Annotated in this window: 18 protein-coding genes; 13 read left to right on the top strand and 5 right to left on the bottom strand. The window is 66.5% G+C overall.

All coding sequences use genetic code 11. The annotated features are described in order from the left end of the window. The first annotated feature begins 2 nt into the window (after nt 1–2). The gene (locus tag DSM104440_RS02885) at nt 3–359 is read left to right on the top strand and encodes a Crp/Fnr family transcriptional regulator (protein WP_171160510.1); all 357 of its coding nucleotides are present in this window, start codon (nt 3–5) and stop codon (nt 357–359) included. Between the two features lie 72 nt (nt 360–431). Next, nucleotides 432–779, top strand: coding sequence for a thiol-disulfide oxidoreductase DCC family protein (locus DSM104440_RS02880; protein WP_212758186.1), 348 nt, complete (start codon nt 432–434; stop codon nt 777–779). Here DSM104440_RS02880 and DSM104440_RS02875 read toward each other — a convergent pair. Both DSM104440_RS02875 and DSM104440_RS02870 read right to left on the bottom strand, forming a co-directional pair. Then, the gene (locus DSM104440_RS02875) at nt 766–1,959 is read right to left on the bottom strand and encodes an acyltransferase family protein (protein ID WP_171160509.1); all 1,194 of its coding nucleotides are present in this window, start codon (nt 1,957–1,959) and stop codon (nt 766–768) included. The genes DSM104440_RS02880 and DSM104440_RS02875 overlap by 14 nt on opposite strands. A 5-nt stretch (nt 1,960–1,964) precedes the next feature. Beyond that, entirely contained in the window at nt 1,965–2,579 is a 615-nt protein-coding gene (locus DSM104440_RS02870; RefSeq protein WP_171160508.1) for an FMN-binding negative transcriptional regulator, read from the bottom strand. A gap of 740 nt (nt 2,580–3,319) precedes the next feature. On the opposite strand from DSM104440_RS02870, the gene DSM104440_RS02865 reads away from it, so the two are divergent. Further along, on the top strand, nt 3,320–4,309 hold the full coding sequence (locus DSM104440_RS02865; RefSeq protein ID WP_171160507.1) for a Bug family tripartite tricarboxylate transporter substrate binding protein: 990 nt from the start codon (nt 3,320–3,322) through the stop codon (nt 4,307–4,309). Further along, nucleotides 4,306–5,448, top strand: a complete 1,143-nt coding sequence (locus tag DSM104440_RS02860) for a GNAT family N-acetyltransferase (RefSeq protein ID WP_171160506.1) — start codon at nt 4,306–4,308, stop codon at nt 5,446–5,448. The genes DSM104440_RS02865 and DSM104440_RS02860 overlap by 4 nt, the downstream gene beginning before the upstream one ends. On the opposite strand, the gene DSM104440_RS02855 is transcribed toward DSM104440_RS02860, so the two are convergent. The 3 genes from DSM104440_RS02855 to DSM104440_RS02845 all read right to left on the bottom strand — a co-directional run bounded on the left by DSM104440_RS02855 (nt 5,445) and on the right by DSM104440_RS02845 (nt 8,014). After that, nucleotides 5,445–5,999 (bottom strand): ferritin-like domain-containing protein, encoded by a 555-nt coding sequence (locus tag DSM104440_RS02855; protein WP_171160505.1) that lies wholly within the window; start codon nt 5,997–5,999, stop codon nt 5,445–5,447. The two genes, DSM104440_RS02860 and DSM104440_RS02855, sit on opposite strands and share 4 nt — an antisense overlap. Further along, on the bottom strand, nt 5,996–6,676 hold the full coding sequence (locus DSM104440_RS02850) for an RNA polymerase sigma factor (RefSeq protein ID WP_246212082.1): 681 nt from the start codon (nt 6,674–6,676) through the stop codon (nt 5,996–5,998). Before DSM104440_RS02850 ends, DSM104440_RS02855 begins: the two co-directional genes overlap by 4 nt. Nucleotides 6,677–6,781: 105 nt before the next feature. Then, nucleotides 6,782–8,014 (bottom strand): Yip1 family protein, encoded by a 1,233-nt coding sequence (locus tag DSM104440_RS02845; RefSeq protein ID WP_171160503.1) that lies wholly within the window; start codon nt 8,012–8,014, stop codon nt 6,782–6,784. 81 nt (nt 8,015–8,095) lie between these two features. Here DSM104440_RS02845 and DSM104440_RS02840 point away from each other — a divergent pair, with 81 nt between their 5' ends. The 9 genes from DSM104440_RS02840 to DSM104440_RS02800 all read left to right on the top strand — a co-directional run bounded on the left by DSM104440_RS02840 (nt 8,096) and on the right by DSM104440_RS02800 (nt 15,827). Next, nucleotides 8,096–8,902, top strand: a complete 807-nt coding sequence (locus DSM104440_RS02840) for an ABC transporter ATP-binding protein (RefSeq protein WP_171160502.1) — start codon at nt 8,096–8,098, stop codon at nt 8,900–8,902. 78 nt (nt 8,903–8,980) lie between these two features. Then, nucleotides 8,981–10,273: a GGDEF domain-containing protein gene (locus DSM104440_RS02835; RefSeq protein ID WP_171160501.1), complete on the top strand. Its 1,293-nt coding sequence runs from the start codon at nt 8,981–8,983 to the stop codon at nt 10,271–10,273. 24 nt (nt 10,274–10,297) lie between these two features. Further along, the gene (locus DSM104440_RS02830) at nt 10,298–10,750 is read left to right on the top strand and encodes a YeeE/YedE family protein (RefSeq protein WP_171160500.1); all 453 of its coding nucleotides are present in this window, start codon (nt 10,298–10,300) and stop codon (nt 10,748–10,750) included. Beyond that, complete coding sequence (locus tag DSM104440_RS02825; RefSeq protein WP_171160499.1) at nt 10,747–11,157, top strand: DUF6691 family protein; 411 nt, start codon at nt 10,747–10,749, stop codon at nt 11,155–11,157. The genes DSM104440_RS02830 and DSM104440_RS02825 overlap by 4 nt, the downstream gene beginning before the upstream one ends. 56 nt (nt 11,158–11,213) lie before the next feature. Beyond that, nucleotides 11,214–11,666: a hypothetical protein gene (locus tag DSM104440_RS02820; protein ID WP_171160498.1), complete on the top strand. Its 453-nt coding sequence runs from the start codon at nt 11,214–11,216 to the stop codon at nt 11,664–11,666. A 58-nt stretch (nt 11,667–11,724) separates the two neighbouring features. Further along, nucleotides 11,725–12,129, top strand: a complete 405-nt coding sequence (locus DSM104440_RS02815) for a hypothetical protein (protein ID WP_171160497.1) — start codon at nt 11,725–11,727, stop codon at nt 12,127–12,129. A 48-nt stretch (nt 12,130–12,177) separates the two neighbouring features. Further along, the gene (locus tag DSM104440_RS02810; protein ID WP_171160496.1) at nt 12,178–13,140 is read left to right on the top strand and encodes a tripartite tricarboxylate transporter substrate binding protein; all 963 of its coding nucleotides are present in this window, start codon (nt 12,178–12,180) and stop codon (nt 13,138–13,140) included. A gap of 15 nt (nt 13,141–13,155) precedes the next feature. After that, complete coding sequence (locus tag DSM104440_RS02805; RefSeq protein WP_171160495.1) at nt 13,156–14,937, top strand: DUF885 domain-containing protein; 1,782 nt, start codon at nt 13,156–13,158, stop codon at nt 14,935–14,937. Further along, complete coding sequence (locus tag DSM104440_RS02800; protein ID WP_171160494.1) at nt 14,937–15,827, top strand: MBL fold metallo-hydrolase; 891 nt, start codon at nt 14,937–14,939, stop codon at nt 15,825–15,827. The genes DSM104440_RS02805 and DSM104440_RS02800 overlap by 1 nt, the downstream gene beginning before the upstream one ends. Nucleotides 15,828–15,906 lie beyond the last annotated feature (79 nt).

Raw genomic sequence — 15,906 nt, 5'->3', positions numbered from 1 at the left:
CCATGGTGAACGTGGAACTGTTCCGCGATGGCGGCGACTCCCGCGAAGTGAAGGCCGGCGAGACGATCTTCCACGAGGGCGACGAGGGCAAGGTGATGTACGTGCTGCTCGCCGGCTCCGTGAAGCTTTCCGTGACCGGCCGCCAGCTCGAGAAGCTCGCGAAGGGCGCGGTCTTCGGCGAGATGGCGCTGATCGACGCCTCGCCGCGCAGCGCTTCGGCCGTCGCGCTCACGGACTGCACGCTCGTGCCCGTCACGGGAGATCGCTTCCGCGATCTCATCCGCCGCGATCCGCAGTTCGCGCTCGACATCATGGCGACGATGGCCGCGCGCCTGCGCTCGATGGATCGACGCATCTAGGAGACCGCGGTTTCGAACCCGGCGGGCGATGTCCTGATCTTCGATGGTGTGTGCAACCTCTGCGCGCACTCGGTGAAATTCATCCTGGCCCACGAGTCAGCGCCCACCCTCCGATTCGTCGCGCTGCAGTCACCCGCCGGCGCGCGCCTGATGCGCGAGTTCGGCTTTTCGCCCGAGGATGCAAAGACGTTCGTGCTGGTCGCGGGCGGCCGGTCGTACGTGAAATCGGATGCCGCGATCCGCGTGGCCGGTTACCTGCGCGGGATCTGGCGGGGGCTCGCCGCCGTGCGAATCCTGCCGCGTCCCGTCCGGGATTGGGCGTACGACATCGTCGCGCGCAACCGCTATCGTTGGTTCGGCCGCACCGAGTCGTGCATGGTGCCGACCCCCGAGCTGCGCGCGCGATTCATCCAGGAGTAGCGATGCCACCCGACGCAGCCGAGGTCGCGCGCCGTTGCCTGAGCCCGAATAGCGGTCGCAACCAGCGAACGCGCTTCACGATCTCGTAGGTCGCGACACACACGACCGCGGTCAGCGCGATGAGCAGCAGCCCCTCCGCGAGCGGCGGGATGGCGAGGGGCCGCAACCAGATCGCGAAGAGAATGATCGCCGTCTGGTGGACGATGTAGAACGGGAAGATCGCATCGGTGAGGTAGCGGCGCGCCGGCGAATCGCGCTTGATCCAGCGGCGCGCGAAGCCGCATATCGCCACGATCCACACCCATTCGTTGAGCCCGTACACGACGCGCTGCGCCATGCGCAGTCCCGAGTCCGGGACCGCCGGACCCGACCGAAGCTGGAAATACCACACCAGCAATCCCCAGGTCGCGAAGGCGAGGAGGAGCGCGATCCAGCGCAGCCGTTCCATTCCCGCCCAGATGCTGTCGCTGCGCGCCGCGAGGAAACCGATCGAGAACACCAGGAAGTACTGCGCGTGGTTGTACCAGTCGTCGACGAAGGCGTGCGTCGAGCCGAAGCGACCGACGAGCGCCATGCGCACGATCGCGAGCAGCAGCCACGGCACGACGATCAATTTCCATCCTGTGAGCGCGCCTTCCAGGCGCATCTCCCAGCGTTCGCGCCACGAAGGGGCCAGCGAGACGATCCCGGCAATCACCATCGTGTAGAACCACAGGTAGATCACGAACCACAGGTGGTTCCACGTCGGCACGATCAGGCAGTCCTTGCCGCGGCAGAACGTCTGGTCGGCGCGCAGGTATCGGCCCCAGAACTCCAGGTAGTCGAGCGAGTACCCGCCCTTCTCCACGACCTCCCAGTACGACTGCGGCGGGACGATCACGACGATGCCGAACACGAGCGGCACGAGCAGCCGCCACGAGCGCGAACGTGCCAGCGGCCCGGGCGCGAGCTTGCCCAGCATGTACGCGGTGGCCACGCCGGAGACGAGGAAGAGGAGTGCCAACCGCCACGGATTCGTCAGGAACATCAGCGGCTCGATCGTCGACGACGCGGCCGGGCTCTTCACGTGCCAGTCCCACGACACGTAGTACATGCCCACGTGGTAGAGGATCAACAGCAGGAACGCGACAATCCGGATCCAGTCCAGGTCGATGCGGCGCGCGCCCGTGTCGGGGCTCATTGACGTCACTCGATGAGCGATGCCGCCGCTTCGTGCCCGTCGCGGCGCAGATCTTCCACCACACCCCAGCGGTCGGCTTCACTGCGGTTCTGGCTCGCCTTGCGCTTGGCCACGAACTTCGTGACCGGCATCTCGATGCCGACGATCGCGGCCAGCATGTTCTGCACGAATTCCTCGGGCGCGTCGGTCACCTTCCACGGATTCTCGCGGCCCGCCTCGAAGTGATCGGTGAGCTCGGTGACGAGCTTGCGCAGCCACTCGGTGTCCTCGATCACTTTCACGGACCCCTGCGCGTGCACGGCGAAATAATTCCACGTCGGCACGACGCGGCCGTGCTCCTGCTTGCTTGGATAGGCCGAGGGCGAGATGTACGCCTGCGGTCCGCTGAAGATCACGAGCGCCTCGGGGTTCGCCTGCAGGTGCTGCCACGTCGGATTGTTGCGCGCGACGTGCGCGCGCAGCGTGCCGAACGGGCCCGGTTGCGGATCAACCAGGAACGGAACGTGGTTTGCCTCGAAGCCGTCGGGGCCTCGCACGACGAGCGTCGCCAGCGGGTGCTCCCGGATCAATGCATGGATCGTCTCCACGCGCGGTTCGTCGAAGTGCTTGGGCAGGTACACGGTTGTCTCCCTCGGGCAACGGCGCAAATGCGAATGATGTCGCGGAAACGAATTTCCACATAGATGCCTTTTTCCAGGTGAGGGGTTTCTGACCGCGGCCGGCTCCCGAAGGAGCCAGCCGCTTCGTCATCGAACCGGCGCCGCATGGGGAAGGCGTCCCTCCATCCATGCCGCCGGCGGCAACCCGAAATGTTCGCTAGGCGGGCCGCGCACAGCCCGCGAAGTTGCCGTGAGGCCCCATAACGGGGCCGATCCTTAGATCATCAGCCACTCGCGCATCGCGGCTCTCGCCTGGTTCTCGATGCGCGAACGGTTTCCCGCAAGGCGAGCCTGGAGAGCCCGCCGATACCGCCATATCCGCTTCAACTTCATCGTCAGTCTCCCTGGTGAAGCAATTCCTTGGAGTCCAGAAGCACAAAGCCCGGAGTCCTTTCGGTTCTCCGGGCTTCGCGAGGAATTTCTTCGCTGACGATGCGGCTTTACCCGATCGTTCTCCCGGAGACGGCAATGACCCAACCGCGCGCGTTCAGGCGCGAAGAGCAGGGCATTTGTTTGAAGGTGGTCTTCATGTCTCTTGGAAAAACGTCCGTCGAAATTGCGATGGGAGAATGCTGCCACGCAGCATTCCCCCGCGTCAACCCCGTAGCGTGAGTTCGACGATTATTACGTGAGTCCGATGCCGGGTTTTCCTGGTCAGGTAGTCTGGACGCTCGGTCCACGTTCATTGAGGATAGTTGCCCATGAAACGCTTTCCTGTCGGTCGGGTTCGCATCCTCCTGTGGGCGTGCGCTGTCGGCTTGCTGGCCCTGCCGCCGCTCGCCCGCGCGCAGCCCTACCCCGCCAAGCCGGTGAAGATCGTCGTGCCCTTTGCCGCGGGTGGCCCCGCGGACATCTACGCGCGCGCGATCGGCGAGAAACTCACGGCGGCACTCGGCCAGCCCTTCGTCATCGAGAACAAGCCCGGCGGCGGATCGATCGTCGGCACCGACACGGTCGCGAAGAGCCCGGCCGACGGCTACACGCTGCTCATGATGTCCAACACGCACACCGTGAACGAGTCGCTCATTCCCGAGCGTCCCTTCGTGCTGATGCGCGACTTCGTTCCGGTCGCGCCGGTCAATTCCTCGGACCTCCTGATGGTCGTGCACCCGTCGGTGCCGGCCAACACCGTGCGCGAATTCGTGGCGGCCGCGAAAGCGAAACCCGGCTCGCTCAACTACGCGTCTTCCGGTCCGGGCACGCCGTACCACATGGCCGGCGAGCTCTTCAAGGCCATGGCGGGCGTGGACGTCGTGCACGTGCCGTACAAGGGAAGCTCGGGCGCGCGCACCGACATCCTCGGCGGCCAAGTGCAGATGATGTTCGATGCGATCACGACGATGGCGCCGCACGTGCGTGCCGGAAAGCTCAAAGCGCTCGGCAGTACCGGCAAGGCGCGCTCGAGCGTGCTGCCCGACGTCCCCACCGTTTCGGAAGCGGGCGTGCCCGGCTACGAGGCGGTGATCTGGCTGGGCATCATGGCGCCGGCCGCGACACCGCGCGCCATCGTCGACAAGCTCAACGCGGAGATCACGAAGGCGGCGAACGCGCCGGAGATGAAGGAGGCGTGGGCGAAGCAGGGCGCGGTCGCGATGAGCATGTCCACGGCCGAGTTCGCGCGCTACATGAACGAAGACATCGAGAAATGGGCGCGCATCGTGAAGATCTCCGGCGCCAAGCCCGACCAGTGAGCAAGCTCGCGTTCCTCAGCGCCGGGGCGGCGCAGGGCCTCGTTGCGGCACACGCGAAGACCGTAGGCGTCGACGTGGGCGGTACGTTCGGCCCGGTCGGCGGCATTCGCGACCGGTTCCTCGCGGGCGAACCGTGCGACGTGCTCATCCTCACGCACACGCAGATCTGCGAGCTGATCGCCACCGGGAAGGTGCCGCGCGATGCGTGTTCAGATCTGGGCCTCGTGCGAACGTCCGTTGTCGTCCACGCCGACGCAGACATTCCCGACGTCTCGACACCGGCCGCTTTGCGCACCGCGATCCTCGCCGCAAGTGCGATCCACTTTCCCGATCCGGTGAAGGCCACGGCCGGCGCGCACGTGGTCAAGGTGCTCGAATCGCTCGGCGTGCGCCGCGACGTCGAGTCGCGGCTGCGGATGCATCCGGGCGGCATGCCCTCGATGGTGGCGCTGGCCGCTGACCGCGTCGACGCGATCGGCATCACGCAGGCCACGGAGATCCTCGCCTCGCGCGGCGTGCGCCTCGCCGGACACCTGCCGCGCCCGCATCATCTCGCCACCGTGTACACGGCCGTCGTGGGCCCGCATCCGCTCGCCCGCGCGGAAGCCGAGCGTTTCGTGGCCTCGATCACCGCACAGGCGGAAGCCGGGCGGCGCCTCACCGCAGGATTCGAAGGCCCGTCGATTCGCCGCGCGACCCGCGCCGACGAAGCCGCGATCCGCGAGCTTGTCTTCACCATCCTCGACGAGTACGCGATCAAGCCCGAGCCGAAAGGAACCGATGCGGATCTCTTCGACCTCGAGGCGAATTACTTCGCCCGCGGAGGAACGTTCGACGTCGCGGTCGACACGGCCGGCAACATCGTCGGGACCTGCGGCAGCTATCCGATGGATGGCAACGCGTGCGAGCTGCGCAAGATGTACGTGCGCTCCGACCAGCGTGGCCGGGGACTGGGCAAGCGCCTGCTCGAACGCGCGCTCGCCTTTGCCCGGGCGCGCGGCTGCGCCCGCGTCGTCCTCGAGACCGCCTCCGTGCTCAAGGAAGCGACGCTGATGTACGAGAAGGCCGGCTTCATCCGCCAGGCCTACCCGCCGCACGTGCGGCGCTGCGACCGGGTGTACGCCTACCAGCTCGCCTAGCCGACGAACGCCGCGGGCACCGGCACTTCGCCGACGGCCTGCCTCAGGATGGCCCAGTGCATCGCTTCATCGCCGAGGATGCTCGCCGCGGCGCGCGCGAGCTCGCGGTCGCTGAACTTCGGCACGGCGCCCACGTACGCGCTCACCGCGCCCTTCTCGAGCCCCGCGGCAAAGCGCAGCACGTCTTCCTGCTTCTTCAGCGTCTCCGTCGGGAACGCGTACTTCGCCTTCGCGGCCACCGGATCGCCGCCGAGCTTGCGGATCACGCCCGCGAGCAGGTCGGCATGGGCCTTGTGGTGACCCTGGAAAGTCACCGCGAGATCGAGCACGGGCTTTTGCAGCAAACCGCTCTCCGCGCCGACCTGGTAGGCCGCGACGGCTTCGAGCTCGGCGCCCAGCGCCGCGTTGAGGATCGCGACATCCGCTTCCGCGGATTTCGTCGCGGGCTTCGCGAGCGCATCGCGCCCGGCGAGCATCGCGACCGCCGCGCCCGACAGAAGCAGGCCCGACTTGCCGATGAAGGCCCTGCGGCCCAGGAAAAAGCTGCTCATGGTGTCTCTCCTTTGGTTTGCGCGAGGCGTTCGAGGACGCCGGCCACGATGCGGTCGCAGCGCTCGCCGTCGAAGGCGAATGCGTCGTCCATGGCGAGGTCGAGCTCGCGCGCGAGGGATTCGCGCAGCATGGCCCGCGCGCGAAAGAAACGGGTTCGGACGGTCGCCTCCGGAATCGCGAGGCTGGCCGCGACTTCCTCGACGCTCATCTCCTCGAGCGCGCGCAACACGAAGACCGTGCGGAATGCGTCGGGAAGATCGTCGATGCGCGCTTCGATGAGGCGCAGTGTCTGGGTGCTCACTGCGGCGCGTTCGGGTTCGGCGGCCGCGTCGGCCGCAACCCGCTCGGCGGCAGCTCCGTCGTGGCTGCCCGGCTCGATCGGAATCACTTCGGCGAGGCGCACGCGCTTGCGAAGCCGCGCCAGCGCTTCATTGGCGACGATGCGCACCAACCACGTGGACAGCCGCGCATCGCCGCGAAACGTGTGCATCGCGCGATAGGCCGCGAGGTAGCCGTCCTGCAGCGCGTCCTCGGCATCGGCGTCATCGCGCAGGATGCTGCGGGCGGTGCGGAAGAGCGCGCGATTGTGTTTTCGCATCAGCGCCGTGAAGACCGCGGTATCGCCTGCGGCGACGCGCTGCGCGATTTCCGCATCCGTCTGCGGAGTCGATGCCATTGCTGCGGGTAGGGTCATTGCGCTCGCTCATCCTTTGACCATTGGATGAAGCGTATCCCTCCCGCGTTCCCGCCCGGCCCGTGAGGCCGGCTTGCTGCTCGCCGCTCAGCTGCTGGCGACGCCCTTTTCCTTGAGGCTTTCGAGCTTCGCGAGGTCCACGCCCGACAGCGCCTTCTTGAGCGCCGCGACGTCGAGCGCCTTGCTCTCGGCTTCGACGATGTAGCGGCTCGCGAGGATCACGCTCACCTCGTTCTTGCCGCCGCCCTTGGATGCGCGCTCGCGCACGACGCGATCGCCTTCCTTGCGCGTGCGCTCGACGACGCGGTCGTTTTCCTTGTCGCTGTTGAGCGCGCCCGCCCAGCCCGCAAGGCCCAGTAGCCCCGCGGCACCGCCCGAGTCGGTGATCTCGAGGCGCACGGCCTTGTCCGCCCCCTCGCCGTAGGTCGCCTCCACCTTCGAATACATCGCGGTGCGCTCGCTCTTGTCGCTGCCGGCCTTGGGCAGGCCCGCGAGCGTGGCGGGCAGGAACGACTTCATCTCGTCCGACGACAGGGGCTCGGCGCGCTTGCCGCCCGACATCATCGTGCCCAGCGCTTCCATCGCGGCCTGGCCCTGCTGCGCGGTGTCGCCACTCTTTCGCGCGGCTTCCATCTTCTTGCCCGCGGCTTCCATCTTCTTGCCGAACTCCTCGAGCTTGCCCACCGGCGAGTCCTTGTCGAATACGCCCGGTAGCCCGGAAGACCGCGAGACTGCGGCCGCACCAAACCACGCCGGCGCGACGGAGAGCATCACGATCGCGTTAAGGATGACCATCACGATGAGTGTCGCGAGCACCACCACGACGGTGTAGCCCGTCGTCTGGTCCTCGGGGCACTTCATGAGCTTGGGCAAGCCGAGATAAAGGAGATAGATCCCGTACAGCCCGCCGACGATCGCGAGCGTGCCCAGCATCGGCAGCACCGCGAGGACGCCCGCGACCCATCCGGCCGTGCAGGAGTACACCGCCAGCTTGAGCGCCTGCGCCGGATCCTGGGTCGCGCCGAACTTGGGCGCGAGCGCGTTGATCACGAACGAGATGACGAACACGGCCACCACCGCCATCAGGATCTGCATGGCCATGAAGACCAGGCCCATGAGCAGGGGCATGCGATACAAGTGAAAGCCGAAGCCCGATCCGACAACCACGTTGCCGATGAAGGCGGCCGACGCGGCGACCGCGGCGAGCGGCAGCACGTAACCCTTGATGAGTGTCGCGGTCGGCGTGGTCTCGCCGGCGATCACGTCCCATTCGGTCTTTGGCGTGAGGAGGATGTTCTTGACGCGGTCGGCGAGGACCATGGTGTTCCCTGGGCGGTTGTCGGAATGCGCGGATATTACCCTCCGCGACCCGCGCGCCGCGAGTGCCATAATGGCGTGGCCATGGAGCAACACGACCCCCTCATCGAGATCCGCGACCTGCACTTCGCCTACGGCAAGCGCAAGGTGCTCAATGGCCTCACGCTCGACATTCCGCGCGGCAAGGTGTCGGCGATCCTCGGCATCAGCGGCAGCGGCAAGACCACGCTGCTGCAGTTGATCGGCGGATCGCTCAGGCCCTCGCGCGGCAGCGTGAAGGTGTGCGGCGAGATCGTGCACGAGCTCGACACCGAAGCGCTCTACGCGCTGCGCCGCAACGTCGGGATGATGTTCCAGAAGGGCGGGCTGTTCAGCGACCTCACCGTCTTCGAGAACATCGCGTTTCCGATTCGCGAGCACACCAGCCTGCCCGAGCCCGTGATCCGCGACCTCGCGCTGATGAAGCTGCACGCAGTGGGCTTGCGCGGCGCGTACAAGTTGAAGCCCACGGAGCTCTCCGGCGGCATGGCGCGGCGCGTGGCGCTCGCGCGCGCCACCGCGCTCGATCCGCAGCTCATCATCTACGACGAGCCGTTCGCGGGGCTCGACCCGATCACGCTGCATGTCGTGCGCCATCTCATCCGCACGCTCAACGACGCGCTCGGGGCCACGTCCGTCGTGGTGACCTACGACGTGCACGAGGCCAAGCGGCTCGCCGACTACATCTTCGTGATCGGCGATGGCGTGATCGTCGGCGAAGGGCCGACCGAGCAGATGCTCGAGTCGAAGCACCCTTTCGTGCACCAGTTCCTGCACGCCGAGCCCGACGGCCCCGTGCCCTACCACTGGCCCGCGCGCCCGATCGCCGAAGAGCTCGCGATCCGCCCCTGAATTGCAGCCGTAATCCCCGTCGGGAATGGAGAAGTACCGCACTGCCTGCATGAGGGATTCGGGGCATAATCCTCGCCCATGACCGATCGGACCTTCTCCCACATCGCGGTCCCGGACGCCTTCGAATCTCCCCTGGCGTTCCTCGACGCGCTATCCCGCACCTCGGGAGGGTTCATCCTGTTCATCGATACCGAGGAACGCGTGCGCTACGCGACGCGCGGGTTCGCCGATTGGTTCGGCAAGTCGCCGGCGGATGTCGTCGGCAAGCGACTGCTGGACCTCTATGGCCCGGAAGGTTATGCCGAGTTCGCCCCGCAAATGAAGCAGGCGCTTGCCGGCAACGCGGTTCACTACGAACGCCTCGCGCGACGGCCCGATGGCTCGCCGGTGTGGATCTCGGTGACGCTCGATCCCTATCGCGCCCGCGACGGCCAGGTCGCCGGGTTCTTCTCGTGCGAGCTGGAAGTGAGCGAGTTGAAGCGCACGCACGACGCGCTCGACCGCGCGCTCCAGGAACTCGCGAGCCACATGGAAAATTCCCCGCTCGCCGTGATCGAGTGGACCGCGGCGGTCGAAGTGCGGCGCTGGTCTGCCCAGGCCGAAGCGATTTTCGGCTGGAAGGCCTCCGAAGTGATCGGCCGCAAGCCCAGCACGTTCGGGCTGGTCCACCCCGATTCGCTCGAAACCACGCGTGAGCTCACCCGCGAGCTCATCGAGGGCGCCAAGCGCAACCGCATGCTCACGAAGAACATCACGCGCGACGGCCGCACGATCCACTGCGAGTGGTTCAACTCCGCGTTCTTCGACGCCGACGGCAAGCTCTCGTCGATGCTGTCGCTCGCGCAGGACGTCACCGCGCGCGTCGAGTCCGAGGAGCAGCTGCGCCAGGCCGCCGTCTACGATTCACTCACGGGCCTGCCGAACCGCAACTCCCTCGCGGCCCGCCTCGAGCACGCGATCATGCGCGTCTCGCGCAGCGGCGATCGCCTCGCCCTGCTCTTCATCGACCTCGATCGCTTCAAGAAGGTGAACGACACCCACGGCCACGCCGCGGGCGACGAAGTGCTGCGCCAGTGCGCGGCGCGCATTCGCACCTGCGTACGCGAAGTCGATACCGTCGCGCGCCTGGGCGGCGACGAGTTCGTCGTGCTGCTCGAGTCCGACGTGCGTCCCGACACGCCCTCCGTGATCGGCGACCGCATCCGCTCGGCCTTCGATGTGCCGTTCCAGTGGAAGGGCACCGACGTGCGCTGCGGCGCGAGCGTGGGCGTGAGCCTCTATCCGGACCACGCGCGCGACCCCGCGGAGCTCCTCGCTTCCGCCGACCTCGCGATGTACCGGTTCAAGAAGGTCGAAGGCCAGCCCCAGTAAAAAGGGGACTGTCCCCTTTTTCCGATGGATCTCTTCCCTCTCGGTTGGATGCACTACCTCGCCGGCGGGCTCCTGCTCGGCGCGGGGATGAGCCTGCTCTTCATCGGCACCGGTTTCATCGGCGGCATGAGCACCGTCTTCACGACCGTGTGGTCGTGGTTCTCGAAGGCGCCCGCATTCCAGGAAGAACGAATCGTCGCGAGCCGGAAGTGGCGGCTCGTGTACGCCGCGGGCCTGGTTCTCGGCGCGGCTGCGTGGATGCTCACACTGGGCGAATCGTTCGTGACGCAGGTGCCCGCGTGGCAACTCGCGCTGGGCGGCTTCATCGCCGGATTCGGTGCGCGCCTTTCCAATGGCTGCACGGCAGGCCACGGCATCTGCGGCATGGCCTCGCTCCAGCCGCCGTCGATTCTCGCGGTGGTGATCTTCCTCTTCACCGCGATGCTCACTGCGAACCTCGTGAAGGCCTTCGCGTGAAGCCCGCCACGTTCATTTTCGCGCTCGCGGCCGGCGCCCTGTTCGGATTCGGCCTCGCGCTCTCGACGATGGTGAAGCCCGAAGTCGTCCTCGCCTTCCTTACCTTCAAGGACATGGGGCTGCTGCTCGTCCTCGGCGGCGCAATGGCCGTGACCTTCCTTGCGTACCAGTTCGCGCCGCGGCTGCTCGGCAAACCGCTCGCCGGGGACAAATTCCTCGTCCACCCTTCCGAAATGAGTGCGCGCACGCTCGGCGGCGCCGCCCTCTTCGGCATCGGCTGGGGGCTTTGCGGCGTCTGCCCCGGACCCGCGATCGCCGGGCTGGGCGTCGGAAACTGGCCGTTGCTCATCTCGCTGGCCGGCCTGCTCGCCGGTGCCTACGTCCAGGGCCGGTTCTTCGGCCGCTGAGGTTCGGGCAAAATGGGGCTGGATCCATCGTCCCGGAGGAAGTGATGAAGGTTTTCATGACCCTCGCAGTCCTTGCCGGCCTTGGCGCCTCGCTGCCCGCGAGCGCGTTCTGCGTCTACAACGAGCTCAAGGACAAGGAAGTCTCCGTCCTGCAGGAAGACCATCCCGACTACCAGCGCAACGACCGGCGCTTCAAGGTCACGCTCAAGCCCGGGGCGAATTCATGCTGCGAGTTCAAGAATCTCGACTGCAATCCCAATGGGCGGCAGAACTCCATGGTGAACTTCGAGGTCACACTGGGCAGTGGCGACACGCCGATGAAGTGCGGTCCGGCCGGCGTGCCCGACAAGGCCAAGGTCGTGAAGGTTTCGGGCGATGGCGTGCTGCGCATCGTCGCCAATCCGCGACACGGCACGAAGGGCCATGAGAACGCATCGCCCTACATCGCGCGGGTGTGGACGCACGACAAGCAGGACGTGACCGGCCCCGCGGGCCTGCCCTGCCGCTAGCGCGTCATCGCACGGAAATGATTTCCGTGCACGCTTCCCCGCTCACCGGGAGAACGCCATGGATGGGCAACACATCATCGACGTCAGCGAATACACCCTCGACGAGCTCGCGCTGAGGTTCTGCAACGGGCTGCACGAGCAATCGCGCAGCGACGATCCGCACATGGCCGTCTGCGCGATCCCGCAGGCCAGCCGCCCGATGCAGGTCGATGCCCTCGCGGTCGTCGAGGCCGACGCGCTCGAAGGCAGCGACGCGGGCATCTCGATGCAGATCTACGTGGACGGCCGCCCTGTCGGCCATGCCGCGCGCGATGTGTCCCACGCGGGCACTCACCGCATGCGCGCAACCGCCGGCGTGACGCTGCTCGTGCCGGCCAACGAGCGCACGGAAGTCTCTGCGGCGATCACCTCGGTGCGCAACGCCGGCGCCACCAGCGTGAGCCTGCTGCTCGCCTTCCACTGACCATTGGTCGGTGTACGATGCGCCCTTCGCCTGAGGAGGAGACGCATCATGGTCCGTGCCCTCGCCGCGGCCGTCCTGGCCCTCGCGGCATTGCCCGCCATTTCGCAGTCCGATTATCCGAACAAGCCGGTCACGATGATCGTCCCGTTCCCGCCGGGTGGTGTCGCCGACATCACCGGACGGCCGGTGGCCGAAGCGATGGGCCGCTACCTGAAACAAACAGTGGTCGTGGAGAACAAGGCCGGTGCGGGCGGCGGTGTCGGCATGGCCTTCGTCGCGAAGGCGAAGCCCGACGGCTACACCTTGTTGATGGCGCTCTCGTCGATTTCCATCATCCCCGAGGCCGACAAGATCCTCGGCCGCGCGCCGATGTACCAGCTGAACCAGCTCGTTCCCATTGCGCGCTTCACCGCCGATCCCACGGTCCTCGCCGTTCGCGCCGACAGTCCGTGGAAAAACGTGAAGGACATGGTCGAGGCCTCGAAGAGGGCGCCCGGCCAGATTCCCTACGGCTCCTCGGGCAACTACGGAACGATGCACGTGCCGATGGAAATGCTGACGGCCTCGGCCGGCACGAAGCTCCTGCACGTTCCCTACACGGGTGCGGGTCCCGCGGTCGTGGCCCTCCTCGGCGGCAGCGTCGATGCACTCTCCACCGGCCCCTCGTCGATCATGGGCCACGTGAAAGGCGGCAAGGTGCGGGTGCTCGCAACCTGGGGCGACGCGCGCCATCCCGCGCTGCCCGATGTTCCTACACTGAAGGAGCTGGGCTACGACGCGCAGTTCTCGCAATGGACCGGGCTCTTCGTACCCGCGGGCACGCCGCCGGAAATCGTCGCGAAGCTGCGTGAAGCCGCGCGCGCCGTCGCGGCCGATGCCGCCTTCCAGGCGACGATGGCCCGCGTCGAAACCCCCATCCAGTTCCTCGATGCACCGCAGTTCCAATCCTTCTGGGATGGGGACGCGAAGAAGCTTGCCGACGTCGTGCACAAAATCGGCAAGGTCGAATAACCACTCCAGGACGCCATGAACAGAATCCTCGCTTCACTCGCCCTCGCCATTTCCGCCACTGCGTTCGCGCAGGAACCCGCGCCCAATGCGGAGCTCGCGAAGTTCTTCGAAGACCGCTTCATGGAAGCGATGCGCGAAAGTCCCGAGCAGGCCACGTTCGTCGGCCTGAACCTCGCCAACGACAAGCTTTCGGACCTCACGCCCGCCGGGATGGAACGCCGCCGCGCGCTGCGCAAGTCCGCGCTCGACAGCCTGCAGAAGTTCAAGTCGGTGCCGCTCAATTCCCAGGACCGCATCTCGCGCGACATGATGATCGACAGCATCGAGCGCGCGGAAGCGGGCGACGCCTTCTTCAAGGGCCTGCCGTTTGCGGGCGACTACGCCGATACGTGGATGCCGATCTCGCCGATCTTCGGCATCCAGGACATCTGGACCTTCCTCGCCAAGGCCGCGCCCTTCGCGACCCCGAAGGACTACGAGAACTACGTGAAGCGCCTCGAGGCGATGGCCGCAACGCTCCCCGTGCTCACCACGCGCATGCGCGCCGCGATGACCACGGGCTGGATGCCGCCGCGCTCGACACTGAGCAGCATCCCCACGCGCCTGGCCCCCTTCGCCGACAAGGACCCGACCGCATCGCCGCTCTATGGCCCGTTCAAGTCGTATGCGAAGTCGATTCCCGAATCCGAGCACGCGCGCCTCACGGAAGCGGGCAAGAAGGCGCTCGGCGAAAAGGTGAATCCTGCCTTCGCCGCGTTCCTCGCCTTCTTCGAGAAGGAATACCTGCCGAAAGCGCGCGAGGACATCGCCGCCTCCACGCTGCCTGGCGGCAAGGCGTTCTACGCACACGCCGTGAAGACCCAGACGACGACCGACCTCACGCCCGAGCAGATCCACAAGATCGGCCTCGGCGAAGTCGCGCGCATCCGCGGCGAGATGGACAAGGTCATCGCCTCGACCGGCTTCAAGGGCACGTTCGCGGAGTTCCTCGTGTTCCTGCGCTCGGATCCGCGGTTCTACTACACGAAGTCCGAGGACCTCATCGCCGGCTACCGCGACATCGCCAAGCGCGCGGACGCAGAGTTGCCGAAGTTCTTCGCGGAGCTGCCGCGCCTCCCGTACGGCATCCGCCCGATGGAAGCGCACGAAGGCGACAACGCCGACCACTACTCCGCGGGCGCCCTCGACGGCTCGCGCGCCGGCTTCTACGAGGCCAACTCGAACAACCTGAAGATGCGCCCGAAGTACGACATGGAGGCGGTGCTGCTCCACGAGACCGTGCCCGGCCATCACCTGCAGATCGCGCGCGCGCAGGAACTGAAGGGCCTGCCGAAGTTCCGCCGCTCGGGCGGCTACACGGCGTTCTCGGAAGGCTGGGGCCTCTACGCGGAGAGCCTGGGCTACGAGATGGGCTTCTACAAGGATCCGTACATGCACTTCGGCGCGCTCTCGGCCGAGATGCTGCGCGCCTGCCGCCTCGTGATCGACACCGGCGTGCATGCGCTGGGCTGGAAGCGCGACCAGTCGATCCGCTACCTCGCCGACAATTCCGGCGTGCATGAGTCGTTCGCCATCTCCGAAGTCGATCGCTACATCGTCTGGCCCGGCCAGGCGCTCGGCTACAAGATCGGCGAGCTGAAGATCAAGGAACTGCGCGCGAAGGCGACCCAGGCCCTGGGCCCGAAGTTCGACCTGCGCCGCTTCCACAACGCCGTGATCGACGACGGCCCGTTGCCGCTCAACCTGCTCGAAGCCCGCATCAACGAATGGATCACCAAGGAAAAGGGAGCCCCGTGATGAAGAAGTTCTTCGCCGTCGTCGCACTCGCCGCACTGCCCGGGCTGGCACTCGCGCAGCGGGATTACTCCAAGGTCGAGGTCAAGGCCGAGAAGCTCTCCGATACGACGTACATGCTGACGGGCGCGGGCGGCAACCTGGGCCTGTCCGTGGGCGACGACGCGGTGTTCCTGGTCGACGACCAGTACGCGCCGCTCACGCCGAAGATCCTCGCGGCGATCAAGGCGATCACGCCCAAGCCCGTGAAGTTCGTGGTCAACACGCACTGGCACGACGACCATTCCGGCGGCAACGAGAACCTGGGCAAGGCCGGCGTGACGATCTTCGCGCACCACAACGTGAGGAAGCGCATGAACTCCGAGCAGTTCATCGCGTTCTTCAACCTGAAGTCCGCGCCCTCGCCCAAGGACGCGCTGCCGGTCATCACGTTCTCGACCGACATGAGCTTCCACATCAACGGCGACGAAGTGAAGGTGATGCACGTGCCCAAGGCGCACACCGACGGCGATTCGATCGTGTATTTCTCGAAGGCCAACGTGATGCACATGGGCGACACGTTCTTCAACGGCCTGTACCCGTTCATCGACACGTCGAGCGGTGGCAACGCCGAGGGCCTGGTCGCCGCGGTCGACCACGTGCTCATCATGATCAACGACGCCACCAAGGTGATCCCCGGCCACGGCCCGCTCGCCACGAAGGCCGACCTCAAGGCCTATCGCGACATGGTCGCGAACGTCACGGCCAAGGTGAAGAAGCTCATCGGCGAGGGCAAGACCTCCGAGCAGGTCGTGGCGGCCAAGCCCTCGGCCGAGTACGACGAGAAGTGGGGCAAGGGCTTCATCAAGCCCGACAAGTTCGCCGAGATGCTCTACGCGAACCTCAAGCCGTAAATAGCGAAAATGTGAACTGCGTCACGGTCCCCGGCGCGGGGGCGGCGTACCGTGGATGGTTATGATCGATCTACGCACG

It is taken from the genome of Usitatibacter palustris (genome assembly GCF_013003985.1).
Lineage (GTDB): Bacteria > Pseudomonadota > Gammaproteobacteria > Burkholderiales > Usitatibacteraceae > Usitatibacter > Usitatibacter palustris.
This window is presented reverse-complemented; position numbering and strand designations above follow the sequence as displayed.